The sequence below is a fragment of the Kitasatospora sp. NPDC001540 genome, assembly GCF_042894345.1.
In the GTDB taxonomy this organism is placed as follows: domain Bacteria; phylum Actinomycetota; class Actinomycetes; order Streptomycetales; family Streptomycetaceae; genus Kitasatospora; species Kitasatospora phosalacinea_C.
Map to the genome: position 1 here is coordinate 34,515 of NZ_JBIAVO010000033.1, position 23,872 is coordinate 58,386.

The window sequence follows — 23,872 nt, forward strand, 5'->3', positions numbered from 1 at the left end:
GCCCGAGGGGCGGGGGGAAGGGGTGTGAGCAGAACGGACCATCTGTCGGCGGACCGGCCGGGAGCGGAGAAAACCAGGACCCGCTCCGTTCCCCCGCGTCCGCACCGAGCCGTCACCGCCCGCGGCGCACTGGTCAGCGCCGCCCGGGCGGGGCGGCCCGCGCCGTGGCCACCGCCTCGCGGCGGCAGCACGAAGGGCCCGCGCCCCGCGGGAGAGCGGGGGGCGGGCCCTTCGGTGCTTCGACGCTTCGGTGCGCGGACCGGGCCGGTGGGCCTAGTACCAGCTGTGGGCCTGCCAGAACGACCAGGCGCCGCAGGGGCTGCCGTAGCGGCTGTTCATGTAGCTGAGGCCCCACTTGATCTGGGTCGCGGGGTTGGTGCGCCAATCCGCTCCGGCCGAGGCCATCTTGGAGCCGGGCAGTGCCTGCACCAGGCCGTAGGCGCCGGAGGAGGCGTTGGTGGCGGTGTAGTCCCAACCGCTCTCGCGCTTCACGATCTGGCTGAAGCACTGGAACTGGTTGGGGTCGCCGATGATCTGCAGCGCCATGTCCTGGACGGAGCCGGGGCTGACGGTGGCCAGCACGCTGCGGGCGGCGGCGCGGTTGGCCTCCTCCTTGGCGCGCTTCTCCTCGGCCGCCTTGGCCGCCTTCTCCGCGTCGGCCTTGGCCTGGGCGTCGGCCGCGGCCTTCTGCCGGGCCGCTTCCTCGGCGGCCTTCTTGGCGGCGGCGTCGGCGGAGACCTGCTGGGCGTCGGCCTGACGGCCGATGCCGTCGCTGACGTTCTGGGCCTGCGTGCCGGTGGGAGCGTCGGCGAGCAGCGTGGCGCTCGCGACATCGACCGTCTGGACGTCGGCCTTGCCCTCACTGCCAGAGGCCGCACCCACGACGGCACCGACGGCGGTCACCGCGGTGGCGGAGGCGACAGCGACTCCCCGGACCGAGATCCGAGTCACATGGTTTCCTTCCAGCGTCGCCCGTCCTGTGACCGTACGGGCGCGTATCTGCCCCTGGCACTGGCCTCCGTCGAACGCTGGTCACGGGAGGCTCGGGCTCGCCGCCTCCCGGACGGCGTCCGGGAACTGCGGCTGGAACGAGCGGCGTACGGCTCTGCGGTGTTCAGTTGTACGCCCGCCGACCGGAGTTGCCGGGCGTGCAGTGCCGTACGCGGGGCCTGACAGAACCCTCACCATGCCGCACGCGGACGTGTCTACGCAATTCCCTGTGCCGTGGCGGATCTCACAAACTTTTCGACCTGCGGCTTTGGCCCACCGGCCGCCGAGGGGACGTCAGTTCGACTGACAGCGCGGGGGCCTGACGCTATGCGCCAGGCCCCTTTGCCCCGTTGTGTCCGGTTATGCCTAGGGCTGGATGTCCTCCAGCATCTCGGTCACCAGGGCGGCGATCGGCGAGCGCTCCGAACGGGTGAGGGTGACGTGGGCGAACAGCGGGTGGCCCTTCAGCTTCTCGACCACGGCGACCACCCCGTCGTACCGGCCGACCCGCAGGTTGTCGCGCTGGGCGACGTCGTGGGTGAGGACCACGCGGGAGTTCTGGCCGATCCGGGAGAGCACCGTGAGCAGCACGTTGCGCTCCAGCGACTGGGCCTCGTCCACGATCACGAAGGCGTCGTGCAGCGAGCGGCCGCGGATGTGGGTGAGCGGCAGGACCTCCAGCATGCCGCGGGAGATGACCTCCTCGATCACGTCGGGCGTGGTGACGGCGGAGAGGGTGTCGAAGACCGCCTGGGCCCAGGGGCCCATCTTCTCGGCCTCGCTGCCGGGCAGGTAGCCGAGCTCCTGGCCGCCGACCGCGTACAGCGGGCGGAACACCATCACCTTGCGGTGCTGGCGGCGCTCCAGGACGGCCTCCAGGCCGGCGCACAGGGCGAGCGCGGACTTGCCGGTGCCGGCCCGGCCGCCCATCGAGATGATGCCGATCTCCGGGTCCAGCAGCAGGTCGAGGGCGATCCGCTGCTCGGCGCTGCGGCCGCGCAGGCCGAACGCCTCCCGGTCGCCGCGCACCAGTTGCACCCGGCCGTCGGGGGCCACCCGGCCCAGCGCCCGGCCGCGCTCGGAGTGCAGCACCAGCCCGGTGTGGACGGGGAGCTGCTCGACGCCCTCGATCTGCAGGGCGTGCTCCTGGCCGGCGAACAGCTGGTCCACCTGGTCGGCGGGGACGTGCAGTTCGGTCATGCCCGTCCAGCCGGAGGTGATCGCCAGCTCGGCCCGGTACTCCTCGGCCAGCAGGCCGACCGAGCTCGCCTTGATCCGCAGCGGCAGGTCCTTGGAGACCACCGTGACGTCGTACCCCTCGGCCTGCAGGTTGCGGGCGACCGCGAGGATCCGGGTGTCGGCCTCGCCGCCGCCGACCCGGTAGCCGGCCGGGAGGATCGAGGTGTCGGAGTGGTTCAGTTCGACCCGGATGGTGCCGCCGAGCTCGCCGACCGGGATCGGCTCGTCCAGCCGGCCGTGCCGGACGCGGTAGTCGTCCAGCATCCGCAGCGCCTGACGGGCGAAGTAGCCCAGCTCCGGATGGTGCCGCTTGGCCTCCAGCTCCGTCACCACGACGACCGGGAGGACCACTTCGTGCTCCTCGAACCGCGTCATCGCGAGGGGGTCGGCCAGGAGCACGCTGGTGTCGAGGACGTACGTGCGCCGGTCAGGTGTCCGGCGGCTCTTGGAACTGACCACTAGCCCTCCAGAGCGGGTGACCCGACGTCACCCGCGGCCCACCGGTCCCCGCGGCCCCGCTGGCCGGGGGGACGGTCTGAGGGGTGTATTCCCAGGCGAGGGGCCCCGCATTCGCGCCGGAGCGAACGGCGGGATCACAACAGGTGAACGTTTTCCCACCCGTCCCAGGGGTAATGGAACCTGACCTGCGGTCAGCGCCCCATCCGCCGGTTGCGCTGCTGGTAGTCGCGCAGCGCCCGGAGGAAGTCGACCTTCCGGAAGGCCGGCCAGTAGGCCTCGCAGAAGTAGAACTCGCTGTGCGCGGACTGCCAGAGCAGGAAACCGGACAACCGCTGCTCGCCGGAGGTGCGGATCACCAGGTCCGGGTCGGGCTGGCCCTTGGTGTACAGGTGCTCGGCGATGTGCTCGACGTCGAGGACCTCGGCCAGCTCCTCGATCGAGGTGCCGCGGCCGGCGTGCTCCTGCAGCAGCGAGCGGACGGCGTCGGCGATCTCCTGGCGGCCGCCGTAGCCGATCGCGACGTTGACGGTCAGGCCGTCGACGTGCGCGGTGTCCTGGGCGGCGCGCTTGAGAAGTTCGGCGGTGCGGGCGGGCAGCAGGTCGAGGGCGCCCACCGGGTGGACCTTCCAGCGGCCCGCCTCGACCAGGCCCTGCACGGTGTCCTCGATGATGCCGAGCAGCGGGACGAGCTCCTCGGCGGGGCGGGCCAGGTTGTCGGTGGAGAGCATCCACAGGGTGACCACCCGGACGTCGGTCTCCGCGCACCAGCCCAGGAACTCGCCGATCTTGTCGGCGCCGCGCTGGTGCCCGTACGCGGTGGTGCCGCCGGTGGCCTTGGCCCAGCGCCGGTTGCCGTCCAGGATCACGCCGATGTGGTGCGGGGTGTTGGCCAGGTGCACCTCGACCCGGCGGCCGTACAGCCGGTAGGCCTTGTCCAGCAGGGTGCGCAGCCCCGGCGTCCGTTCCACCACATCGCGCAGACCCATCGTGAACGGCCTCTCCGTACTGATTGCTCCGGGTGCGAAATCCCCTGCGGCAGCCTACTCCGCCCGGGTTTGCGCGCGGCAAAACCGCAGGTACCGGTCTTGTCACAGTGCGCGCACGGGACAAGCTACGGAACGGTATCCGAATCCTTAAACCGCCCCTAAACCGGATTCCGGGTCTTGACGCTTGCCATTGGTCTAGTCCAGCGTGTGGGCAGCACCACAGCGGACCCTCCCCCACAGCGGAGCCGCCGCGACCCCCACCGCGGCGGCTCTCCCCGACCTTCCCGGCGTGCCTCCCCACACCCACACCCCCACTCTCCTGCACTGGAGCCTGTCATGGCCCGTACCCTGCAGCAGCCGTCCCACCGGCGCCGCAACAAGATCCCGGCCGTCCTCGCCACCGCGACCGCGCTGGCGCTGGCGGGCACCGGCCTCGCCCTGTCGGCCGGCGGCGCGAACGCCGCGGTCGGCAACCTGGTCACCAACGGCGGCTTCGAGTCCGGCCTGTCCGGCTGGAACTGCGTCGGCACCACCTCCGCGGTCGCCACCCCGGTGCACGCGGGCACCGGCGCGCTGGCCGCCACCCCCGGCGCCTCCGACACCGCGGAGTGCACCCAGACCGTCTCGGTCCTCCCCAACACGGCCTACACGCTCAACGGTTGGGTCCAGGGCCAGTACGTCTACCTGGGCGCCCGCGGCACCGGCGGCACCGACCCGTCCACCTGGTCCGCGCAGAGCGCCTGGAACCAGCTGAACACCACCTTCACCACCGGCGCCACCACCACCAGCGTCACGCTGTACGTGCACGGCTGGTACGGCCAGCCCACCTACTACGCGGACGACATCCAGCTGATCGGCCCGGGCGGCACCGCCTCCCCGACCCCGTCGGCCTCCGCCGGCTCGGCCTCCCCGTCGGCCTCCGCCTCGCCGACCAAGAGCGCCTCGCCCTCCGCGTCGGCCTCGCCCTCGCGGAGCGCCTCCCCCTCGGCCTCGGCGTCCTCCTCGCCCAGCCCGTCCTCCTCGGCGACCACCACCCCGCCGAACACCGGCCTGCCGAAGCACGTGCTGACCGGCTACTGGCAGAACTTCGACAACGGCTCGACCGTGCAGAAGCTGCGCGACGTGCAGTCCGCGTACGACATCATCGCGGTCTCCTTCGCCGACGCGACCACCACCCAGGGCGCGATCTCCTTCACCCTGGACCCGGCGCTGGCCACCAAGCTCGGCGGCTACACCGACGCCGACTTCAAGGCCGACATCGCCGCCAAGCACGCGGCCGGCAAGAAGGTCGTCCTCTCCATCGGCGGCCAGAACGGCGCCATCTCGGTGGCCAGCTCCGCCGCCGCCACCGCGTTCTCCGACTCGGCCTACAAGCTGATCCAGCAGTACGGCTTCGACGGCATCGACGTCGACCTGGAGAACGGCGTCAACTCCACCTACATGGCGCAGGCGCTGCACGCCCTGCAGGCCAAGGTCGGCTCCGGCTTCATCCTGACCATGGCGCCCGAGACCATCGGCATGTACTCCACCTCCGGTGCGTACTTCCAGCTGGCGCTCGCCACCAAGGACATCCTGACCGTCGTCAACACCCAGTTCTACAACTCGGGCGGCATGAACGGCTGCGACGGCAAGGTGTACAACCAGGGCACCATCGACTTCATCACCGCGCAGGTCTGCACCCACATCCAGGGCGGCCTGCGTCCGGACCAGGTCGGCATCGGCGTCCCGGCCTCCACCAAGGCGGCGGGCGGCGGCTACGTCAACTCCACCGTGGTGAACAACGCGCTGGACTGCCTGGCCACCGGCAACCACTGCGGCAGCTTCGTCCCGCCGGCCAAGTGGCCGACCATCCGCGGCGCGATGACCTGGTCGACCAACTGGGACGCCAACAACGGCAACGACTTCTCCAACAACGTCGGCGCCTTCGCGCACGCCATGCCGTAACCCGAAGAGCCAGTGCGCCGCTCCTCGAGGGTGGGGTGGGCGCACGCACAGGGGCCCGCCGTACCGCTGGGGTACGGCGGGCCCCGCCCATTCCCGGGCCGGTCAACCCGCGGCGCGCTGCCGCTCCAGGTCGCCGGCGGCGCGCATCAGGGCCATCAGGCCGGCCACCGCGGCGACCAGCGCGCCGTAGTCCAGGGACGCGCTGGCCGTGACCGGCAGCGCCTGCAGGCTCCGGTGCAGTTCCGCCACGGCCACCGCGACGCCCCCGAACGTGCAGGTCGCCGCCAGCAGCGCCGCCCCGGCCAGCCGGACGCTCGGCGCGAACGCCCGCACCAGCGACAGGACGGCCAGCGCGCCGCCGGACCACTGCACGACCCGCAGGGCCGTCACCGCGTGGCTCAGGGCACCGGTCCTGATCTCGTCGGCGCGCTCGACGAGCTGGAAGGCGGAGACCGTCCTGCCGCCGGCCCCGGCCCAGGACAGGGCGAGGGACCAGAAGACCACCACGGCGTACAGGCACACCTCCCAGGCCCTGGAACGGGGCCGGTCGGTGGCGGGAGGGTCCTGCGGCGGCCGGGGGCCGGGATCCGGTGTCATGACTCGATGGTGGAGGCTGTGTCCCTTGGCAGACAAGGGAGTTGGCACTGCGAGCGGTCAGCCGCCGACCGCCGCCAGCACCGCCACCAGGGTGCCCAGCAGCATCGCCGGGCCGAGCGCCAGCTCGCTGCGGCGGCCCGCCCGGCGCAGGACCAGCAGCGCCACCGCCCACAGGGCGGCGAGCAGCCAGGTGTAGAGGAGGCCCGCGTACACCGCCCGCCAGCCCGCCAGCCCGAGGGCCGCGCCCAGGCTCGGCGCCAGCTTGGCGTCGCCCAGGCCCATCGGGGCCAGCAGCGCCATCAGCAGGTAGAGGAGGCCGAGGGCGCCCGCGGCCAGCGCGCAGCGCAGCCACACCGCCGGGTCGTGGTCGGTGAGCGGGACCAGCACGGCGGTGCCGAGGAACAGCGGCAGGGTCAGCGCGTCCGGCAGCCGCTTGACCGCGGCGTCCACGAAGCCCAGCACGGTGCCGAACAGGGCCAGCCAGACCAGCGGCGGCAGCCAGCGGCCCGGCGCCCAGGCGGCCAGCACCGCACCGAGCGCGGCGGCGACGGCCTCGACGGTCAGCGGCGGCGGGCCGACCCGCGGCTCGCCGTGCCGCGGGCAGCGGCCGTACGGGGTGGGCAGGCAGGTGCGCCAGGGTTCGCCGGGCGGCACCGCGTACCTGGTGGCGGCCGCCCGCAGCGGCACCCCCGCGCACAGCCCGAGTGCGGCTCCGACCACTGCTGCGAGCATCCGGCCCCTCCCCTGACGGTCCGCCGCGACCCTACCGTCCGGGGCCGTTCGCCCGTCCGTGTCCAGGTGGCGAACAGCACTCGGTGATCGGCGTAACGCGCCCGTAAAGTAGGCGGGTATGCAGGTCATCCAGTCCAGCAAGCTCGCCAATGTCTGCTACGACATCCGCGGCCCGGTGCTCGACGAGGCGATGCGGCTGGAGGACCAGGGCCACCGCATCCTGAAGCTCAACACCGGCAACCCCGCCGCGTTCGGCTTCGAGGCGCCGCCAGAGATCCTCCAGGACATCCTCCGCAACCTCAACTCCGCGCACGGCTACGGCGATTCGAAGGGCCTGCTCTCGGCGCGCCGCGCCGTGGTCATGCACTACGAGGAGCGCGGTCTGCACGGCCTGACCGTCGACGACGTGTACCTCGGCAACGGCGTCTCCGAGTTGATCCAGCTCGCCATGACCGCCCTGCTCGACGACGGCGACGAGGTGCTCGTCCCGGCGCCCGACTACCCGCTGTGGACGGCCTCGGTCTCGCTGGCCGGCGGCACCGCGGTGCACTACCGCTGCGACGAGCAGGCCGAGTGGTACCCGGACCTGGCGGACATCGCGGCGAAGATCACCGACCGCACCCGGGCGATCGTGGTGATCAACCCGAACAACCCGACCGGCGCGGTCTACCCGAAGGAGCTGCTGGAGGGCCTGGTCGAACTCGCCCGCCGGCACAAACTGGTGGTCTACGCGGACGAGATCTACGACAAGATCCTCTACGACGGGGTGGAGCACACCCCGCTGGCCACCCTGGCGCCCGACCTGTTCTGCGTGACCTTCAACGGCATGTCCAAGTCCTACCGGGTGGCGGGCTTCCGCTCCGGCTGGATGGTGCTCTCCGGCGACCGGCACCGGGCCCGCTCCTACATCGAGGGCCTCAACGTGCTCGCCTCGATGCGGCTGTGCGCCAACATGCCCGCCCAGCACGCGGTGGCCGCGGCGCTCGGCGGACGGCAGTCCATCCGGGACCTCGTGCTGCCCGGCGGTCGGCTGCTCGCCTCCCGGGACGCCGCGTACCGGCTGCTGAACGAGATCCCCGGCGTCTCCTGCGTCAAGCCCAAGGGCGCGCTGTACGCCTTCCCGCGGCTGGACCCGCAGGTCTACAAGATCAAGGACGACGCGCAGATGGTCCTGGACCTGCTGCGCGCCCAGCGGATCCTGATCGTCCAGGGCACCGGCTTCAACTGGCCCGACCCGGACCACTTCCGGCTGGTCACCCTGCCGCACCCGGAGGACATCACGGACGCGGTCACCCGGATCGGCGACTTCCTGTCCGGGTACGCCCAGCCGTAGCGGCCCGGCCGCCCCGCACGACGCCGCCCCGCACCCCTCCCGGGGTGCGGGGCGAACGTTTCGCCGGGCTTCCACCGGCCTGGGCGGGGGTCAGTCGCCGAGCCGCTTGACCAGCGCCCGGTACTCGTCCCACAGCTCGCTCGGAGTGTGCTCGCCGAACAGCTCCAGGTGGGCCGGGACGAGCGCGGCCTCCTGCTTCCAGATCTCCTTGTCGACCGTGAACAGCAGCTCCCGGTCGGCCTCGGAGAGCTCCAGCCCGTCCAGGTCGAAGCCGTCGACCTCGGGCAGCACGCCGATCGGCGTCTCGACGCCCGCCGCGGTGCCCTCCAGGCGCTCGACGATCCACTTCAGGACGCGGCTGTTCTCGCCGTAGCCGGGCCACACGAACTGGCCGTCGGCGTTCTTCCGGAACCAGTTGACGTAGTAGATCTTCGGCAGCTTCTCCGCGTCCGCCGCGGCGCCGACCTTCAGCCAGTGCGCGAAGTAGTCGCCCATGTTGTAGCCGCAGAACGGCAGCATCGCGAACGGGTCGCGGCGCAGCTCGCCGACGGTGCCCTCGGCGGCGGCGGTCTTCTCGGAGGCGATGTTGGCACCGAGGAAGACGCCGTGCTGCCAGTCGAAGGACTCGGTGACCAGCGGGACGGCGGTGGCCCGGCGGCCACCGAACAGGATCGCCGAGATCGGCACGCCCGCCGGGTCCTCCCACTCCGCGGCGATGGTCGGGCACTGCGCGGCGGGGACGGCGAAGCGCGCGTTCGGGTGGGCGGCGGGGGTGCCGGACGCGGGCGTCCAGTCGTTGCCGCGCCAGTCGGTGAGGTGCGCGGGCGGCTCCTCGGTCAGGCCCTCCCACCACACGTCGCCGTCGTCGGTGAGCGCGACGTTGGTGAAGACGGTGTTGCCCCAGAGGGTCCTGATCGCGTTGGCGTTGGTGTCCTCGCCGGTGCCGGGGGCGACGCCGAAGAAGCCCGCCTCCGGGTTGATCGCGTAGAGCCGGCCGTCGGCGCCGAACCGCATCCAGGCGATGTCGTCGCCGATGGTCTCGACCTTCCAGCCGGGGATGGTCGGCTGGAGCATCGCCAGGTTGGTCTTGCCGCAGGCGGACGGGAACGCGGCGGCCACGTACTTGACCTCGCCGGAGGGCGGGGTGAGCTTGAGGATCAGCATGTGCTCGGCCAGCCAGCCCTCGTCGCGGGCCATGGTGGAGGCGATCCGCAGCGCGTAGCACTTCTTGCCGAGCAGGGCGTTGCCGCCGTAACCGGAGCCGTAGGACCAGATCTCCCGGGTCTCCGGGAAGTGCGAGATGTACTTGGTGCTGTTGCACGGCCACGGCACGTCGTCCTGGCCCTCGGCGAGCGGGGCGCCGACGGTGTGCACGGCCTTGACGAACTCGCCGTCCTCGCCGAGCTGGTCGAGCACGGCCTGTCCCATCCGGGTCATCACGCGCATCGAGACGGCGACGTACGCGGAGTCGGTGACCTCGACGCCGTACGCGGCCAGCGGGGAGCCGACCGGACCCATCGAGAACGGCACCACGTACATGGTGCGGCCGCGCATCGCGCCGCGGAACAGGCCGTCCTCGCCCTGGAAGACCTCGCGCATCTCGGCGGGGGCCTTCCAGTGGTTGGTCGGTCCGGCGTCCTGCTCGCGCTCGGAGCAGATGAAGGTGCGGTCCTCGACGCGGGCCACGTCGGACGGGTCGGAGGCCGCGTAGTAGGAGTTCGGGCGCTTGGTCTCGTCGAGCTTGGTGAAGGTGCCCTGGGCGACGAGCTGCTCGGCGAGGCGGTGGTACTCCTCCTCCGAGCCGTCGCACCAGACGACGCGGTCCGGCTGGGTCAGGTCGGCAATCTCGTTGACCCAGTCCACCAGGCGCTGGTGGCGGGTGGGCGCGGACTCGGCGAGCGCAGAGATCTGAGGCGGCACGATCGCTCCGTTTCACACCATCTCGGCCAGGAGACGGCTTCGCTGGGGTTGAGGGTGGTTACACGGTAGACCCGGTTCGGCACTGGTTCTTCTGCCAATTGGCGTCATTGACGAGATTTTTACTCCAGAGTGTCCGATTCGGTGGCCCCGTGACGCTCCACGCATGCCCCGAAGAGACCTTGATCACGCCGAGGGACTTGTACGTGACGTACAAGAGTGAGGAGGACCACTTCCTTACGCGCCAGTAACCTACGGTTCCGTAAGATGCTGCCCATGACCGCGGAAGCGCTGGAGCTCGTGAAGCCCAAGTGGCGCGGCTGGCTGCACGCCGGGATGTTCCCGGCCGCCCTGGCCGCCGGAATCGTGTTGATCTGCCTGGCCGACTCGACGGCGGCGCGGATCGCCTGCGTCGTCTACTCGGTGAGCGCCTGGATGCTGTTCGGGGTGAGCGCGGTGTACCACCGCTTCACCTGGGGCCCGCGCGGCGAGGCGGTGCTGCGCCGGCTCGACCACGCCAACATCTTCCTGATCATCGCCGGGTCCTACACCCCGTTCACCATCCTGCTGCTGGACGGCGCGCGGCAGCAGGTGCTGCTGTGGCTGGTGTGGGGCGGAGCGCTGGCCGGGATCGCCTTCCGGGTGTTCTGGGTCGGCGCACCGCGCTGGCTCTACACCCCGTGCTACGTCGCCCTCGGCTGGGCGGCGGTGTTCTTCCTGCCGGACTTCCTGCACAGGGGCGGCGCCGCCGTGGTGACGCTGATCGTCGTCGGCGGCGTGCTCTACACCGTCGGCGGCGTGGTCTACGGCCTCAAGCGCCCGAACCCGTCACCGCGCTGGTTCGGCTTCCACGAGGTCTTCCACGCCCTCACCCTGGGCGCGTTCATCGTGCAGTACGTGGGGGTCTCGCTGGTGGCGTACGCCGCCACCGCCTGAACCCCCTCAGTGACGAACCGGCTGGACCTTGGCCTCCAGCCGCTCCCGGGCCCGACGGCAGCGCTCGCAGTGCGCCGCGTCGGGCCCTTCGCCTGCCGCGCGCTGGTGGGCCCGCCCCCGGAAGCGGTGGCCGACCCACGCCATCACCGCCAGCACCTCGACCGCGGAGACCACCCAGACCAGCCGGGCACCGCCGACCAGGTACCCGGCGATGACGGCCAGCGCGGCCAGCACACCGACCACGCCGCTCCAGAACCGCGCCGCACCGTACTCCATCGGCAAACCTCCCGCCGGCCGACCGGTCTCCTGACACGCCGTCAGGGAACTCCTCACCTACGGTGACATGTTCAGCGCGCTCCGCGGGAGAACGGGGGATCAACAGCGGATCAACAACAGAGGCGGGGATCCCGCAGGGCGCTCTTCGCTTGACGGTGGCCATCTTTTGATAGTTACTCTCATTTGAGAGAAACTACCGGATGGAGGCTCCGCATGTCCGCGCCCCAGGCACCGCCGCCCAGCCCGCGTCGCTGGATCGCCCTGGTGGCGGTCGCGCTCAGCGTGCTCGTCATCGGCTTCGACACCACCGTGCTGAACGTCGCCCTGCCCGACCTGGCCCGGCAGTTGGAGGTCGGCACCGGACAGCAGCAGTGGATCGTCGACGCCTACACGGTGGTGTTCGCCGCCGCCCTGCTGCCCGCCGGACTGCTCGGCGACCGGTTCGGCCGCCGCCGCACCCTGGTGCTCGGGCTCGCCCTGTTCGGCGCGGCCTCGCTGCTCGGCACGCTCGCCTCCGGCCCCGGGTCGCTGATCGCCGCCCGGACGGTGATGGGCCTGGCCGCCGCGTTCGTGATGCCGATGTCGATGGCGGTCGTCCCCGCCGTCTTCCCGCCCGCCGAACAGCGCCGCGCCACCGCCCTGCTGACCACCATGACCGCGATCGGCGTCCCGCTCGGCCCGATCGTCGGCGGGCTGCTGCTGCGCCACTACTGGTGGGGGTCGATCTTCCTGGTCAACGTCCCGCTGGTGCTGCTCGGCACCGTCGCCTGCCTGCTGCTGCTCCCCGAGTCCGCCGACCCGGCCGCGCCCCGGCTCGACCCGCTCGCCGCGCTGCTCGCCACCGGCGGCCTGTCCGCCCTGACCTGGGGCGTCATCGAGGGCGGCGACCTCGGCTGGGCCGACGCCCGGGTGCTCGGCGCGCTGGCCGGGGCGCTGCTCGCGCTGACCTGGCTGGTGCGGCGCAGCCGCCACCGGGAGCACCCGATGCTGGACCTCCGACTGCTGGCCGAACCGGTGTTCCGCTGGTGCGCCGTCGCGGTCACCCTGGTCTCGGTCGTCCTGCTCGGCGGCTTCTTCGTGCTGCCCGCCTACTTCCAGAGCGTGCTGGGCACCGACGCGCTCGGCAGCGGGCTGCGCCTGATGCCGATGATGGGGGGCCTGCTGGTCGCCTCCCGGACCGGCGAACGGCTGGTGCGCCGCTTCGCCCCGCGCGGGGTGATCGGCGCCGGGCTGGTGCTCACCGGCCTCGCCCTGCTGCTCGGCAGCCGCACCGCCCCCGGGGACGGCTACGGCTGGACGGCGCTGTGGCTGCCGCTGTTCGGCGCCGGGCTCGGCCTGGTGCTGATCACCGCGACCGCCTCCGCGCTGCTCCTGCTGCCCGCCGCCAAGGCCGGGGTCGGCTCCGGCCTGGTCCAGACCCTCCGCCAGGTCGGCGGCGCGGTCGGCGTCGCGGTCTTCGGCGCCCTGCTCGCCGCCGGGTACCGCGACCGGCTCGACACCGACGGCCTGCCCGGGCCCGCCGCGCGGTCGGCCCGCGGCTCGGTCACCGCCGCCGACGCGGTCGCCGAGCGGATCGGCGACCCGGCGCTGGCCGCGTCCGCGCACGGCGCCTACCTGCACGGCATGACGCTGGTGATGCTGGTCGCCGGGGTGCTGGCGCTGCTCTCCGCCGTCCTGGTCGCGGCCCGGATGCCCGGCACCGACCCGGCCGCCGCACCCGGCCCGGGCCCCGGGCCGGTGCCCGCCGCACCGGAGCCCACCGCGCCGACGCCCGGCGGTCCGGTGCGGCCGGTGGTCGCGGCGGCGGGCGATCCCGGAGAATCGTCGGCATGACCACCCCGCGCAGCGCCCGGCCCCGCCCGTCCGACCCCTCCCCCGGCTCGCTGGAGGAGCTCGCCGGGGCCCCGCTGTCGCTGCGCGAGCGCAAGAAGCTGAAGACCCGTCAGACCCTGCGCCGGGAGGCCATGCGGCTCTTCGCCGAACAGGGCTGGGAGGCCACCACCGTCGACCAGATCGCGGCCGCGGCGGAGGTCTCCCCGTCCACCTTCTTCCGGTACTTCCCGGCCAAGGAGGACCTGCTGCTCACCGACGAGTACGACCCGCTGATGGCCGAGGCGATCCGGGCCCGCCCGGCGGGCGAGCCCTTCCTGACCTCCGCCCGCGCGGTGCTGGTCGGACTGGTCCGCCGGATGCTCAGCGAGCAGGAGCGCGTCGAGCTGTACGAGCGGATGCGGCTGGCCGCCTCCGTGCCCTCCGTCCGGGCCCGGATGCTGGAGGGCGCCGGCCAGCCGCGCGGCATGCTGCTCGACCTGCTCACCGAACGGGCCGGCCTGGACGCCCCCACCCTCGAACTGCGGATCACCGCCGCCGCGATCTCCGCCGCGCTCACCGAGACCTCGCTGTACTGGGCCGACCGGGGCGGCCGGGACGACCTCGCCGACCTGCTCGACCTCGCCCTGGAGCACCTCCAGGGGCTCGCCGCGCACTGACGCCCCGGCGGCTCAGTCGCCCAGCAGCACCAGCTTGCCCGCCACCCGGCCGCCGTCGCCCACCTCGTGCGCCTTCGCGGCCTCCGCCAGCGGGAACGTCCCGGCGATCTCGGCCCGCAGCAGGCCGCGCTCCGCGAGGTCGGCGACCGCGGTCATGCCCGCGTGGTCGGCCTCCACCAGCAGCATCGCGGTGCGCACCCCGAGCCGCTCCGCCTCCTCGGCCAGGCCCTCGACCGGGAACGGCAGGATCGACACCAGCAGCCCGCCCCGGCGCAGCGTGCGCAGCGAGCGCAGCTGGTACTCGCCGCCGATGGTGTCCAGCACCACGTCCACGTCGCGCACCGCCTCGGCGAAGTCGACCGCCCGGTAGTCGACCGGCTCGTCCACCCCGATCCGGCGCAGGAAGTCGTGCTTGGCCGCGCTGGCCGTCCCGATCACGTACGCGCCGCGAGCCTTGGCGATCTGCACCGCCAGGTGCCCGACCCCGCCGGCCGCGGCGTGCACGAGCACCCGGTCCCCGGCCCGGACCTGCGCGGTGTCCGCCAGCGCCTGCCAGGCCGTCAGCGCGGCCAGCGGCAGCGCGCCCGCCTGCACCACGTCCAGCGAGGCGGGGCGGCGGACGAACGCCCGGGCCGGGCCGACCGCGTACTCGGCGTGCGAGCCGACCCCGTACGGGTAGGGCAGCATGCCGAACACCTCGTCGCCCGGGGCGAACAGCGTGACGCCCAGGCCGACCGCCTCCACGGTGCCCGCCACGTCCCAGCCCAGCACGAACGGCGGTTCGCCGAGGAAGAGGCCCGCGGCCCGGTGCTTCCAGTCGGTCGGGTTCAGGCCGGCGGCGCGCACCCGGACCAGTACCTGGCTCGGGCCCGGCACCGGGCGGGGCCGCTCCACAAGGTGCAGCACCTCGGGGCCCCCGAGGACGTCCTGGCTGATCGCGCGCATGGTGGGCGTCCGGTTGGTCGTGTCGTTCGTCATGTGCCCAGCCTGGCCGGTGCGGGCGGGCCGCCGTGAGTGGCAAGATGGACACCGTCCGATGGGATCCTGCCAGGAGGTCCGCCATGGCCCCCGCGTCACCGTCCGCCCCCTCACCTGCCCCGCACCGGGTCGCGGTGCTCGCCCTCGACGGGGTCTACCCGTTCGAACTCGGCATCCCCCGAAGGGTGTTCGGCAGCTTCGCCGACCGCTACGAGCTGGTCACCTGCACCGTCGACGGCCGACCCGTCCGGACCGACGCCGACTTCGCCGTCACCCCCGACCACGGGCCGGAGGTCCTCGCCGACGCCGACACCGTGGTGATCCCGCCGTTCGGACCCGTCCCGACCAGCCCCGAACCCGACCCCGCCGTCACCGCCGCGCTCGCCCTGGTCCGGCCCGGCACCCGGCTGATCTCCATCTGCACCGGCGCCTTCGTGCTCGCCGCCGCCGGGCTCCTCGACGACCGCCCCGCCACCACCCACTGGGCCCTCGCCGAACAGTTCCGCGCCCTCTTCCCGCGCGTCCGGCTCGACCCCGACGTGCTGTTCGTCGACGACGGCGACGTCCTCACCTCCGCGGGCGCGGCCGCCGGGGTCGACCTCTTCCTGCACGTCCTGCGCGGCGACCACGGCACCGCCGCCGCCAACCACGCCGCCCGGGTCTGCGTCGTCCCGCCCTGGCGCGACGGCGGCCAGGCCCAGTACATCCAGCAGCCCGTGCCCAGCGCCGGCAGCACCGGCACCGCCCCCACCCGCGAGTGGGCCCTCACCCGGCTCCACCAGCCGCTCAGCCTCGCCGAACTCGCCGCCCACGCGAACATGAGCACCCGCACCTTCGCCCGCCGCTTCCAGGAGGAGACCGGCCAGAGCCCCGGCCGCTGGCTCACCCAGCAGCGCGTCGAACTGGCCCGCCACCTGCTCGAAGCCACCGACCTCAGCATCGACCGGATCGCCGCCCGCGTCGGCTTCGCCAACCCCGTCTCGCTCCGCCAGCACCTGCACTCCGCGATCGGCGTCTCCCCCCTCGCCTACCGCCGCACCTTCGCGGGCGCCACCTCCTGACCCTGTCGGAGGCCCCATCAGGGGCCCGGGGAACGGCGGCTCCGAGCTGCTGGCGGCCGGAGCCCATCGGAGAGTCCGTGCTGCTTCGGGCCGAACCGGGAGCCCGGGACCACCGCAAGCCCGTCCCCGGACCTGCGGCAGCCCCGGGCTCCCGGTTCGGCGCTAGTACGCGATGCGAGCCTTGCGCCGCCGCGCCCCGACCACCGCCCCGGCCAGCGCGGTCACCCCGATCGCACCGCCCGCGGCGAGCACCCGCCCCCCGTCGCGGTCCGCCCCCGCCGGGGCCGCCGCCTGGAAGCCGCCCGCCTTGCCGGAGGCGTCGTACGCGGAGCCGGGCAGCTTGTCCCCGTAGCGCTGGTGGACGAGCTGCTGGTACGCGGCGACGGTGGTGCCGCGGTCGCCGACCGAGCGGCGGGCGTCCTCGTCGAGCGGCAGGACGCGGCCGCCCTTGACCTCGTACCAGGCGTCGATCTGCGGCTCGCGGAAGGCGGTGCCGCCGTCCGCCGCGGCCCGGGCCGCGTAGTCGGCTTCGTCACCGCCGGAGGCGATGTTGACGACCCGCCAGCCGCCGCCCTGCCGGGCGGTCCAGACCGAGGCGCGCTGCCCGTCCGCGGCGACGGCGGTGGTCGCGGTGAACTCGACCTCGGCGACCGGGGTTCCGGCCCGTCCGGCGACGAAGGCCGCGGAGAGGGTGTAGACGGGCACGGTGTCGCCGGTGAGGCGGGGTGCGGCCGCGGTCGCGGCCTTCGCCTCCTCGGCCGCGCTGATCCCGAGCCGCTGGGTGGGCGGCACTCCCCTGCGGGCGAAGAAGTGTCCCAACTGGTGCAGCACGGCGGGCTGTTGGGTCGCGCTGCGGGCGGCGGCGAGCTCGCCGGAGCCGAGCGCGGCGGGGGTGTCGGCGGCGTGCGCCGCCGGGGCGAGGGCGACGGCGGCGAGGGCGACGGCGGCGAGGGCGACGGCCGCGAGGGCGGTCGCGGTGCGGGTGGCGTGGACGCGGTGGTTGCTCATGGCGGGTCTCCTCACGCGCCGATCCGGTACAGGGAGTGGGTCCAGGAGAAGGACCCGTTGCTCACGTAGTAGTTGTAGTCGCCCCAGTTGTAGCGGTAGTTGGACGGCCACGGGTCGCCCCAGTACAGCCAGTCGCTGGTGACGTCGTAGCCGTACAGGACGTTCATGTGGCCGCCGCCGGAGCTCCACTGGATCCGGGTCTCGACCGGGCGCCCGGCGTCGATCTCGGTCTGCACGGTGGAGTAGCGCAGGTAGCCGTTGACGTACGAGCCGGTGCTGATGCCGATCCGGTACAGCGCGTTCTGCACCTCGGCCAGGCTGGCCTGGCTGTTGGGGCAGGTGGAGTTGACGGAGCGGCCGAACGCCAGGTTGCAGAACTGGTTCTGGCTGTAGGTGTAGCCGTAGTAGGTGGCGATGGTGTTGCCGCTGGCCGCCCAGCACCAGTTGCTCTGCTGCTGGGCCTGCATGGTGAGGTTGAGGATCCGCGAGGTGCCGGCCAGCGCGGGGGCCTGGGCGGCGGCGGGGGCCGCGGCGGGAACGGCGGCGGCGGTCGTGGCCGTGGGGGCGGCGGCCGCTCGGGCGGGGGCGGCGGCGGCCACGCCCAGGACCGGGGCGAGGGTGCCCAGGGCGAGTGCGGCGACCGTCCGGCGCAGCCGGATCGGGAGCTGTGGCATGGGGGTTGGCCTCCTGGCAGGGGCGAGGAGTGGATGTGGGGGCGGCGCGTCCGGACGGCGCGGGAAGAGCATCCGGCCGGGCCGGTGCGCAGGTCAACGGCCGTTTTCGGTACGGCGGTCGGGGTGTGAACGGGCCCGGCGGCGGTGTGAACGCGGCGGCCCTGGGCAGCGCGGATATCGTCCGCGCCGATGACAGGGCGGCCCGGAGGTGTGAATATTCACGGTCAATCCGCAGTCAGTCCACGGTCGATCGAGAAGGTGGCCATGCAGCAGCCGTCCGCACCGTCCGACCTGGCCCTCGCCCTGCGCACCGGGCCGTTCCACCTCGCCCTGCGGGCCGCCATCACCGCCCGCGGCCTCGCCCTGCACCGGCTGCGCGAGCGGCTGGCGCAGCGCGGCGTGCAGGTCGGGGTGACCAGCCTCAGCTACTGGCAGCAGGGGCTGCGGCGCCCGGAGCGGGCCGAGTCGCTGCGCGCCGTCGCGGTGCTGGAGGAGGTGCTGGAGCTGCCGGAGCACTCGCTGACCCGGCTGCTGGGCCCGCGCCGCAGCGCCCCCGAGCCCGCCCCGACGGGCCCGGCGGTCCGCCCGTACCGGGACCTGATCAGCCCGGCCGAGGCGGTCGACGGGCTGCTCGCCGTGCTGTCCGGGCCGCCCGACACCGGGCTGCACACCATCACCCACATCGAGCGGATCCGGGTCGGCGCGGACCGGCGGCTGCTGCGCCGCGACTCCCAGCACGTGCTGCGCGCGCACCGCGACGGCATCGACCGCTACCTGGCCATCTACCAGGGCGATCCGGGCTGCGACATCGAACGCGTCCGGGTCCGGGCCGAGGAGAACTGCCGACCCGGCCGGATCCGCCGCGACCCGGCCGCGCACCTGCTGGTCGCCGAGCTCCTGCTGGACCGCCGCCTGCGCACCGGCGACACCCACCTGCTCGGCTACGGCTTCGACGAGGCGCCGTCCACCGGGCCCAGCCACGAGTACGTCCGCGGCTTCAACGCGGGCGCCGGGCAGTACGTCCTGCAGGTCACCTTCGACCCGGGCGCGCTGCCCGTCCGCTGCGACCGCTTCACGCAGCGCACACCCGGGCAATCCCCGCTGGAGAGCGAGGAGTTGACCCTGGACGGCCACCACTGCGCGCACCTGGTGGCCGCCGACCTGCCGCCCTGCCTGCTCGGCCTGCGCTGGGACTGGGAGTGACGCCCCTTCCACTCGGCCCGCGCCGGGAACGGAAGCAACTCCCCTTCCCTCGCGCTCAGTCGAAGACGACGTGCACCGCGTCGCCGACCGGCAGGTAGCCGATGCGCTGGTAGATCGCGTTGCTGACGGGGTTGGCGAGGTCGGTGTAGAGCAGCACCTCGGCCGCGCCGCCCGCCCGCGCGTGCGCGGAGGCCGCCGCCGTCAGGGCGCTCGCGTAGCCGCGGCCGCGCAGCTCCGGCGGGGTGTAGACCGGGCCGATCCGGGACATCCCGGCGACGGCCGGGCTCGCCCCGGCGAGGGAGGTGACGCGGGCGTCCTCGGCCTCCCAGAGCAGCAGGGTGCCCGCGGCGATCCGCTGGTCGGCGTCGGCCTGCAGGTCACCGGGGACGTTCACCTGCGCCTCGGCGGCGAACGCGGCGAGCCACCGGGCGACCAGCTCCCGCTCCGCCGGGGCGGCGAGCCGGGCCCGCCCGGCCGGAGGGGCCGGCGGGGGCGTCAACTCGCCCAGCCGGTACAGCCGTTCGTTGGTCGCGACGGTCCAGCCGCGGCCGGTGAGCCGCTCCAGCTCCCGGGCGAAGGCGAACACCTCCGCCCGCCCGCCGCCCGCGTCGTCCGGTCGCTGCCCGCCGTCCGCGAGGAGGCGGGCCAGCGCCTCGGCCGCGGCGGCGGTCATCCGGCCCAGGCGCTGCCCGTACGGCGGGGTGCGCAGGGTGACGCCGGTGACGGCGCCGTCCGGCTCCCGCCACCAGCCGTAGCGCGGCGGGGCCTCGCCGTAGACCTGCGGGCCGTCCCGGTCGATGCGGTCGACGATGGTGAGCAGCACGGTGTTCTCGGCGGGGTGGGCCGCCAGGAACGGCCCGGCGGCGGTGCGGAATTCGTCCAGTGACGTGGTGAGTGTCCAGCCCATGCCGCATCCTCTCCCGCCCGCCGCGGCGGCGACCACCGGTTATCCGGTGGGCCGTCCTCCTCCCTCAGTCGCGCAGCCGCTCGGCCAGTTCCGCCGGGTCCGCGGTCGGGCGCTCGCAGACGAAGTGCCGGCACACGTACGCGGCGGGGCGGCCGTCCAGCAGCGGGCGGTCGGCCAGCAGCGGCACCTCGGCGTCGCCGGGCTCGCCGACGGCGACCACCGCGCCGGGCGCGGTGGAGCGCAGCGCGGCCAGGTGCAGCGCGGCCCGGGCCGGGTCGGCGGCGGGGCCGACCACGGCGACCTCGCGGGGGCCGTCGAGCAGCGCCTCGGCGGCGGCCAGGCCCCAGCCGATGAACCGGGGGGCGCGGGTGCCGAGGGTGGAGACGATGCCGAGCGCCCGCTCGGCGGCGGTGCGGTGCCGGGCCGAACCGGTGTACGCGGCGTACGTCAGCAGGGCCGAGGCGGCGGCGGTCCAGCCGGACGGGGTGGCGTTGTCGGTGGGGTCCTGCGGGCGGCGGATCAGCTGCTCGGCGTCGTCCGCGGTGTCGTACAGCGCGCCCGAGGCCTCGTCCGTGAAGTGCAGCAGCACCAGGTCGAGCAGTTCCCCGGCCAGTTGCAGCCAGGAGGTCTCGCCGCCGACCGCGTACAGCGCGAGGAAGCCCTCCGCGGTGTCCGCGTAGTCCTCCAGCACTCCGGCGTTGGCCCCGGCCCGGCCGTCCCGGGAGGTGCGCAGCAGCCGCCCGTCCGCGGTCAGGTGGACGGCGATCAGCAGGTCGGCGGCCCGTTCGGCGGCCTCGACCAGGTCCGGCCGGTCCAGCAGCGCACCGGTCTCGGCGAGGGCGGCGATCGCCAGCCCGTTCCAGGCCGCCACCACCTTGTCGTCCCGCGCGGGGGCCGGGCGTCCGGCCCGGGCCTCGAACAGCTTCGCCCGGATCTGCGCGTACTTCTCCCCGTCCGGCGGGTCGGCCGGCAGCTGCAGCACCGAACTGCCGTGCTCGAACGTCCCGGTGACGTCGAACAGCTGCACCGCGAGGGCGGCGTCCGCCTCCCCCAGCACCTCCTGCAACTGCCCGGGCGTCCACGCGTAGTACGCGCCCTCGGCGTTCCTCCCGCTCGCCGGGTCCGGCGAGTCGGCGTCCAGCGCGGAGGCGAAACCGCCCTCAGGGGTGCGCAGTTCGCGCAGCAGGAAGTCGGCGGTCTCCAGCGCGACGCGGCGCGCCCGCTCCTCGCCGGTGGCCCGCCACAGGTGCAGGTACACCCGCAGCAGCAGCGCGTTGTCGTACAGCATCTTCTCGAAGTGCGGGACCGTCCAGGTCGCGTCCACCGCGTACCGGGCGAAGCCGCCGCCCAACTGGTCGTAGATCCCGCCGCGCGCCATCGCCTCGCAGGTGCGCTCCACCATCTCCAGCGCCGCCGCGGAGCCGGTCCGGGCGTGGTGCCGCAGCAGGAACTCCAGCACCATCGACGGCGGGAACTTCGGCGCCCCGCCGAACCCGCCCCGCCGCTCGTCGAACGACCGCGTCAACTCCACGACCGCCGCGTGCAGTTCGGCCTCGCCCGGCGCCTTCCCGACCCCGCTGCCCACCGCGTACACCGAGGCCCGCTCCGCGAGGTCGCGCCCGATCCGCGCCGCGACCTCCGCCACCTCCTCGCGCCGCCCCGTCCACGCCTTGTCCACGCCCTCCAGCACCTGCCGGAACGAGGGCATCCCGTGCCGCGGCTCCGGCGGGAAGTACGTCCCGAAGTAGAACGGCTCCTTCCCCGGCGTCAGGAACACCGTCATCGGCCACCCGCCCTGCCCCGTGGCCGCCTGCACCGCCTCCATGTACACCGCGTCGACGTCCGGCCGCTCCTCCCGGTCGACCTTCACCGCCACGAACCGCCCGTTCAGGAACTCCGCCGTCGCCGCGTCCTCGAACGACTCGTGCGCCATCACGTGACACCAGTGGCACGCCGCGTAGCCGACGGAGAGCAGGACGGGGACGCCGCGCCGTTCGGCTTCCGCGAATGCCTCGGGGGACCACTCCCACCAGTCCACGGGATTGTCGGCATGCTGCTGCAGGTACGGGGAGGTGGCATCGGCCAGGCGGTTCACCATGCGGGCAGTATCGCAGCCGGTCAGCCCGCAGCGCGCAGCCCTGACCGACACGCCGAGGCATCGGCTCTCCTCATCCGCTCCGACACTTCAAGCCTTCTTCCCGAGGCCTGAAGAGAGAAGGCCGCCGACCGACATCCGACGGGAACCACAGCCCCGGACGGTGTGTCCGGCAACAGAGCCCGCCGAGGGCGAGCACGATCCTGACGGCTACAGCGATGGCTGCTTTCCGAGGTACCCGGTCTCCTCCGGGCGCAGAGCCCTGCGTCTGTCGCAGCCGACGGTGCCGGTGGTGCCGTCGGATTTGGTCACGGCAATGCGTGTGGGACAGGCCCAGACGAAGTAGCGCTGGGCCGGATGGTTGGTCGTGTGCGGTGACCTTGTGGGGCGCTGTTTGGACGGGATCGTGTACTTGCGCAGCTCAGCCTGGTCTCCGTGGTCGGGGCAGACGGGCGGGTGGAGCAATAGGTCGGCGTTCTCGTGGTCGAGAATGTGGCGGGCGAAGCGGCGCCCCCGGAACGGGACCATGATCTCGCGTCGACCCTGCCCGCCGGGCGCGTGAGACAAGGTGTTGAGGCTTCCGAGGAAACAGAGTTGCTCGTCGATCACCAGGATCTTCTGGTGCATGTCCTTGATCTCCACCACTGTGTCGGCCACCGCCTTGAGTTCCGGAAGTCGGCGCGCAGCGTCTGCCGCGGTGTCCGGCTTCGCCAGCTGGCCCTGCAGCAGGCTGTCGCTCTCGTTGGTGACGAAGAGGTGAATCCGCACACCGCGGCGGCGCGCGTCGTGAAGGTGTGGGAGCACCTCCCACATGCGCTTGGTGTACCAAGGTGACCAGAGCCAAATGCTGTGGCGGGCCTGGTCAATGGCGTCAAGGGCGTCGGGGTAGTAAGTGTCCTCGTCGTGGATGGCGGTGTACCGGACATGGCCTTCGAAGGCCCGCCAGATCTCCTGCTGCAGCGAGTTCAACCCCGGCGACTCAGCACCCGGCAGGCCGAGGAGGTGATCGGAACGGACTCCGCGCACCAGTGCCTCGGGCTCCGCTCTTGCCATGTCCCGCAGCTGGGCCAGAACCGTCCCGTTCGCCGCTCTGGCGACGGCGTCCCAGGCCGCGAGCACGTAGACACGCTGACGAGCACGTGTCGCACCCACGTTGAAGAGCCTTGCTCCGTCCCTCGGGTACGACCGCGCGTCCTTGAAGTCGCCGACAGCAGTCCACCCCGCAAGCACGCCGTCCTCCACCAGATCCAGGATGACCACGTCGAACTCCCGACCCTGGAACCGGTGCGCGGTGCCCACCTCCACCTCGGGGGTCCGGAAGAGGCGGCCCTGGTCGTGGAGCCAGTCGTGCGTCACCTGGGCCTGCAGTTTGTACGGTGTGACGATACCGACGCTCTCGCCCTCATCGTGGTGGCGCTCGGCCAGCGCGGTGGCCAGCAGACTGCCGGCCACCCACCAGCGGCCCTTCTCACCCGGCACCCGCCTGGCGGAGGCGATTCCGTCGTCCTCCTCGCCGAGCCCGTCGGTCGTGACCAGGACGATCTCCGGGTCGAGAGCCCGGTCCCGCACCGGGCGGGCCGACCTGAGCATGCCGCCGTAGACGATCCGGTTGACCAGATCGGTGGTGTCGGGTCCGAACCGGTGCGTGGTGAGCAGCGCCGCGCAGCCAGGGTGAGCCAAAGCGTCGGCGGGCGTGCGGATGCCCACCAGCTCGAAGCAGTCCGTACGGATCCACCGCTCCAGCTCCGGTTGCTTCGGCACGCGCTTGGGCATGACCGGGCCGAGCTGACAGAAATCGCCGAACAGGACGACGGTCTCCCGGGCCTTGGCGACCGCGACGATCAGTTCGGGCAGCAGCGCGGCGCCGGCCTCGTCGACCAGGACAACGTCATAGGGCCCTTCGGCCACGGTCCGGTTGAGCCGCAGCCGGGGGGGGGGGGGGGGGGGGCCCCCCCCCCCCCCCCGCGCCGCCCGGGGGGGGGGGGGGGGGGGGGCGGGGGCCGGCCCCCCCCCCCCCCCCGCGGGGCGCGGCACGCCCCCGCACCCCA

At 73.3% G+C, this 23,872-nt stretch carries 20 protein-coding genes; 7 read left to right on the forward strand and 13 right to left on the reverse strand.

Annotated features, from left to right (window positions below):
* Window positions 1-273: 273 nt before the first annotated feature.
* The 3 genes from ACFY00_RS29815 to ACFY00_RS29825 form a co-directional block, all read right to left on the reverse strand.
* Window positions 274-951: a transglycosylase SLT domain-containing protein gene (locus tag ACFY00_RS29815; protein ID WP_388035000.1), complete on the reverse strand. Its 678-nt coding sequence runs from the start codon at window positions 949-951 to the stop codon at window positions 274-276.
* A gap of 405 nt (window positions 952-1,356) precedes the next feature.
* A complete protein-coding gene (locus ACFY00_RS29820; RefSeq protein ID WP_388035003.1) occupies window positions 1,357-2,688 on the reverse strand; it encodes a PhoH family protein in 1,332 nt (443 codons plus the stop codon).
* Between the two features lie 191 nt (window positions 2,689-2,879).
* Window positions 2,880-3,674 carry an isoprenyl transferase gene (locus tag ACFY00_RS29825; protein WP_388035005.1) on the reverse strand — a complete coding sequence of 265 codons (795 nt, stop codon included), beginning with the start codon at window positions 3,672-3,674 and terminating at the stop codon, window positions 2,880-2,882.
* 336 nt (window positions 3,675-4,010) lie between these two features.
* Here ACFY00_RS29825 and ACFY00_RS29830 point away from each other — a divergent pair, with 336 nt between their 5' ends.
* Window positions 4,011-5,618, forward strand: a complete 1,608-nt coding sequence (locus ACFY00_RS29830) for a chitinase (RefSeq protein WP_388035007.1) — start codon at window positions 4,011-4,013, stop codon at window positions 5,616-5,618.
* 102 nt (window positions 5,619-5,720) lie between these two features.
* Here the strand turns inward: ACFY00_RS29830 and ACFY00_RS29835 are convergent, their stop codons facing one another.
* Both ACFY00_RS29835 and ACFY00_RS29840 read right to left on the reverse strand, forming a co-directional pair.
* Window positions 5,721-6,215, reverse strand: coding sequence for a hypothetical protein (locus tag ACFY00_RS29835; RefSeq protein WP_388035010.1), 495 nt, complete (start codon window positions 6,213-6,215; stop codon window positions 5,721-5,723).
* Window positions 6,216-6,272: 57 nt separating this feature from the next.
* Window positions 6,273-6,947 carry a prepilin peptidase gene (locus ACFY00_RS29840; RefSeq protein ID WP_388035012.1) on the reverse strand — a complete coding sequence of 225 codons (675 nt, stop codon included), beginning with the start codon at window positions 6,945-6,947 and terminating at the stop codon, window positions 6,273-6,275.
* A 118-nt stretch (window positions 6,948-7,065) separates the two neighbouring features.
* Here ACFY00_RS29840 and ACFY00_RS29845 point away from each other — a divergent pair, with 118 nt between their 5' ends.
* Window positions 7,066-8,280: a pyridoxal phosphate-dependent aminotransferase gene (locus ACFY00_RS29845; RefSeq protein WP_388035015.1), complete on the forward strand. Its 1,215-nt coding sequence runs from the start codon at window positions 7,066-7,068 to the stop codon at window positions 8,278-8,280.
* A gap of 90 nt (window positions 8,281-8,370) precedes the next feature.
* Here the strand turns inward: ACFY00_RS29845 and ACFY00_RS29850 are convergent, their stop codons facing one another.
* Window positions 8,371-10,200 (reverse strand): phosphoenolpyruvate carboxykinase (GTP), encoded by a 1,830-nt coding sequence (locus ACFY00_RS29850; RefSeq protein ID WP_388035018.1) that lies wholly within the window; start codon window positions 10,198-10,200, stop codon window positions 8,371-8,373.
* Window positions 10,201-10,464: 264 nt separating this feature from the next.
* Here ACFY00_RS29850 and ACFY00_RS29855 point away from each other — a divergent pair, with 264 nt between their 5' ends.
* A complete protein-coding gene (locus ACFY00_RS29855; protein ID WP_388035020.1) occupies window positions 10,465-11,133 on the forward strand; it encodes a hemolysin III family protein in 669 nt (222 codons plus the stop codon).
* Window positions 11,134-11,139: 6 nt separating this feature from the next.
* On the opposite strand, the gene ACFY00_RS29860 is transcribed toward ACFY00_RS29855, so the two are convergent.
* Entirely contained in the window at window positions 11,140-11,409 is a 270-nt protein-coding gene (locus tag ACFY00_RS29860; protein WP_388035023.1) for a hypothetical protein, read from the reverse strand.
* Between the two features lie 213 nt (window positions 11,410-11,622).
* Between ACFY00_RS29860 and ACFY00_RS29865 the strand changes: the two genes are divergently transcribed.
* Entirely contained in the window at window positions 11,623-13,242 is a 1,620-nt protein-coding gene (locus tag ACFY00_RS29865; RefSeq protein WP_388035026.1) for an MFS transporter, read from the forward strand.
* Window positions 13,239-13,898 (forward strand): TetR family transcriptional regulator, encoded by a 660-nt coding sequence (locus tag ACFY00_RS29870; protein ID WP_388035029.1) that lies wholly within the window; start codon window positions 13,239-13,241, stop codon window positions 13,896-13,898. Before ACFY00_RS29865 ends, ACFY00_RS29870 begins: the two co-directional genes overlap by 4 nt.
* 12 nt (window positions 13,899-13,910) lie before the next feature.
* Here the strand turns inward: ACFY00_RS29870 and ACFY00_RS29875 are convergent, their stop codons facing one another.
* Window positions 13,911-14,876: an NADP-dependent oxidoreductase gene (locus ACFY00_RS29875; RefSeq protein ID WP_388035031.1), complete on the reverse strand. Its 966-nt coding sequence runs from the start codon at window positions 14,874-14,876 to the stop codon at window positions 13,911-13,913.
* A gap of 83 nt (window positions 14,877-14,959) precedes the next feature.
* Here ACFY00_RS29875 and ACFY00_RS29880 point away from each other — a divergent pair, with 83 nt between their 5' ends.
* Entirely contained in the window at window positions 14,960-15,937 is a 978-nt protein-coding gene (locus tag ACFY00_RS29880; protein ID WP_388035033.1) for a GlxA family transcriptional regulator, read from the forward strand.
* Between the two features lie 162 nt (window positions 15,938-16,099).
* Here the strand turns inward: ACFY00_RS29880 and ACFY00_RS29885 are convergent, their stop codons facing one another.
* Both ACFY00_RS29885 and ACFY00_RS29890 read right to left on the reverse strand, forming a co-directional pair.
* On the reverse strand, window positions 16,100-16,945 hold the full coding sequence (locus tag ACFY00_RS29885; protein WP_388035035.1) for a hypothetical protein: 846 nt from the start codon (window positions 16,943-16,945) through the stop codon (window positions 16,100-16,102).
* A gap of 11 nt (window positions 16,946-16,956) precedes the next feature.
* Window positions 16,957-17,619, reverse strand: coding sequence for a papain-like cysteine protease family protein (locus ACFY00_RS29890; RefSeq protein ID WP_388035037.1), 663 nt, complete (start codon window positions 17,617-17,619; stop codon window positions 16,957-16,959).
* Between the two features lie 264 nt (window positions 17,620-17,883).
* On the opposite strand from ACFY00_RS29890, the gene ACFY00_RS29895 reads away from it, so the two are divergent.
* Window positions 17,884-18,822, forward strand: coding sequence for a hypothetical protein (locus ACFY00_RS29895; RefSeq protein ID WP_388035039.1), 939 nt, complete (start codon window positions 17,884-17,886; stop codon window positions 18,820-18,822).
* Window positions 18,823-18,877: 55 nt separating this feature from the next.
* On the opposite strand, the gene ACFY00_RS29900 is transcribed toward ACFY00_RS29895, so the two are convergent.
* The 3 genes from ACFY00_RS29900 to ACFY00_RS29910 all read right to left on the reverse strand — a co-directional run bounded on the left by ACFY00_RS29900 (window position 18,878) and on the right by ACFY00_RS29910 (window position 23,732).
* Window positions 18,878-19,729, reverse strand: coding sequence for a GNAT family N-acetyltransferase (locus tag ACFY00_RS29900; protein ID WP_388035042.1), 852 nt, complete (start codon window positions 19,727-19,729; stop codon window positions 18,878-18,880).
* A gap of 64 nt (window positions 19,730-19,793) precedes the next feature.
* Window positions 19,794-21,827 carry a thioredoxin domain-containing protein gene (locus tag ACFY00_RS29905; RefSeq protein ID WP_388035044.1) on the reverse strand — a complete coding sequence of 678 codons (2,034 nt, stop codon included), beginning with the start codon at window positions 21,825-21,827 and terminating at the stop codon, window positions 19,794-19,796.
* Between the two features lie 207 nt (window positions 21,828-22,034).
* Window positions 22,035-23,732: an AAA domain-containing protein gene (locus ACFY00_RS29910; RefSeq protein WP_388035047.1), complete on the reverse strand. Its 1,698-nt coding sequence runs from the start codon at window positions 23,730-23,732 to the stop codon at window positions 22,035-22,037.
* Window positions 23,733-23,872: the final 140 nt, after the last annotated feature.

Coding starts and splice junctions, on each gene's coding strand:
- ACFY00_RS29885 (WP_388035035.1), bottom strand. CDS start 16,945: ATGAGCAACCACCGCGTCCACGCCACCCGCACCGCGACCGCCCTCGCG.
- ACFY00_RS29860 (WP_388035023.1), bottom strand. CDS start 11,409: ATGGAGTACGGTGCGGCGCGGTTCTGGAGCGGCGTGGTCGGTGTGCTG.
- ACFY00_RS29905 (WP_388035044.1), bottom strand. CDS start 21,827: ATGGTGAACCGCCTGGCCGATGCCACCTCCCCGTACCTGCAGCAGCAT.
- ACFY00_RS29855 (WP_388035020.1), top strand. CDS start 10,465: ATGCTGCCCATGACCGCGGAAGCGCTGGAGCTCGTGAAGCCCAAGTGG.
- ACFY00_RS29875 (WP_388035031.1), bottom strand. CDS start 14,876: ATGACGAACGACACGACCAACCGGACGCCCACCATGCGCGCGATCAGC.
- ACFY00_RS29900 (WP_388035042.1), bottom strand. CDS start 19,729: ATGGGCTGGACACTCACCACGTCACTGGACGAATTCCGCACCGCCGCC.
- ACFY00_RS29865 (WP_388035026.1), top strand. CDS start 11,623: ATGTCCGCGCCCCAGGCACCGCCGCCCAGCCCGCGTCGCTGGATCGCC.
- ACFY00_RS29845 (WP_388035015.1), top strand. CDS start 7,066: ATGCAGGTCATCCAGTCCAGCAAGCTCGCCAATGTCTGCTACGACATC.
- ACFY00_RS29890 (WP_388035037.1), bottom strand. CDS start 17,619: ATGCCACAGCTCCCGATCCGGCTGCGCCGGACGGTCGCCGCACTCGCC.
- ACFY00_RS29835 (WP_388035010.1), bottom strand. CDS start 6,215: ATGACACCGGATCCCGGCCCCCGGCCGCCGCAGGACCCTCCCGCCACC.
- ACFY00_RS29880 (WP_388035033.1), top strand. CDS start 14,960: ATGGCCCCCGCGTCACCGTCCGCCCCCTCACCTGCCCCGCACCGGGTC.
- ACFY00_RS29870 (WP_388035029.1), top strand. CDS start 13,239: ATGACCACCCCGCGCAGCGCCCGGCCCCGCCCGTCCGACCCCTCCCCC.
- ACFY00_RS29825 (WP_388035005.1), bottom strand. CDS start 3,674: ATGGGTCTGCGCGATGTGGTGGAACGGACGCCGGGGCTGCGCACCCTG.
- ACFY00_RS29895 (WP_388035039.1), top strand. CDS start 17,884: ATGCAGCAGCCGTCCGCACCGTCCGACCTGGCCCTCGCCCTGCGCACC.
- ACFY00_RS29840 (WP_388035012.1), bottom strand. CDS start 6,947: ATGCTCGCAGCAGTGGTCGGAGCCGCACTCGGGCTGTGCGCGGGGGTG.
- ACFY00_RS29830 (WP_388035007.1), top strand. CDS start 4,011: ATGGCCCGTACCCTGCAGCAGCCGTCCCACCGGCGCCGCAACAAGATC.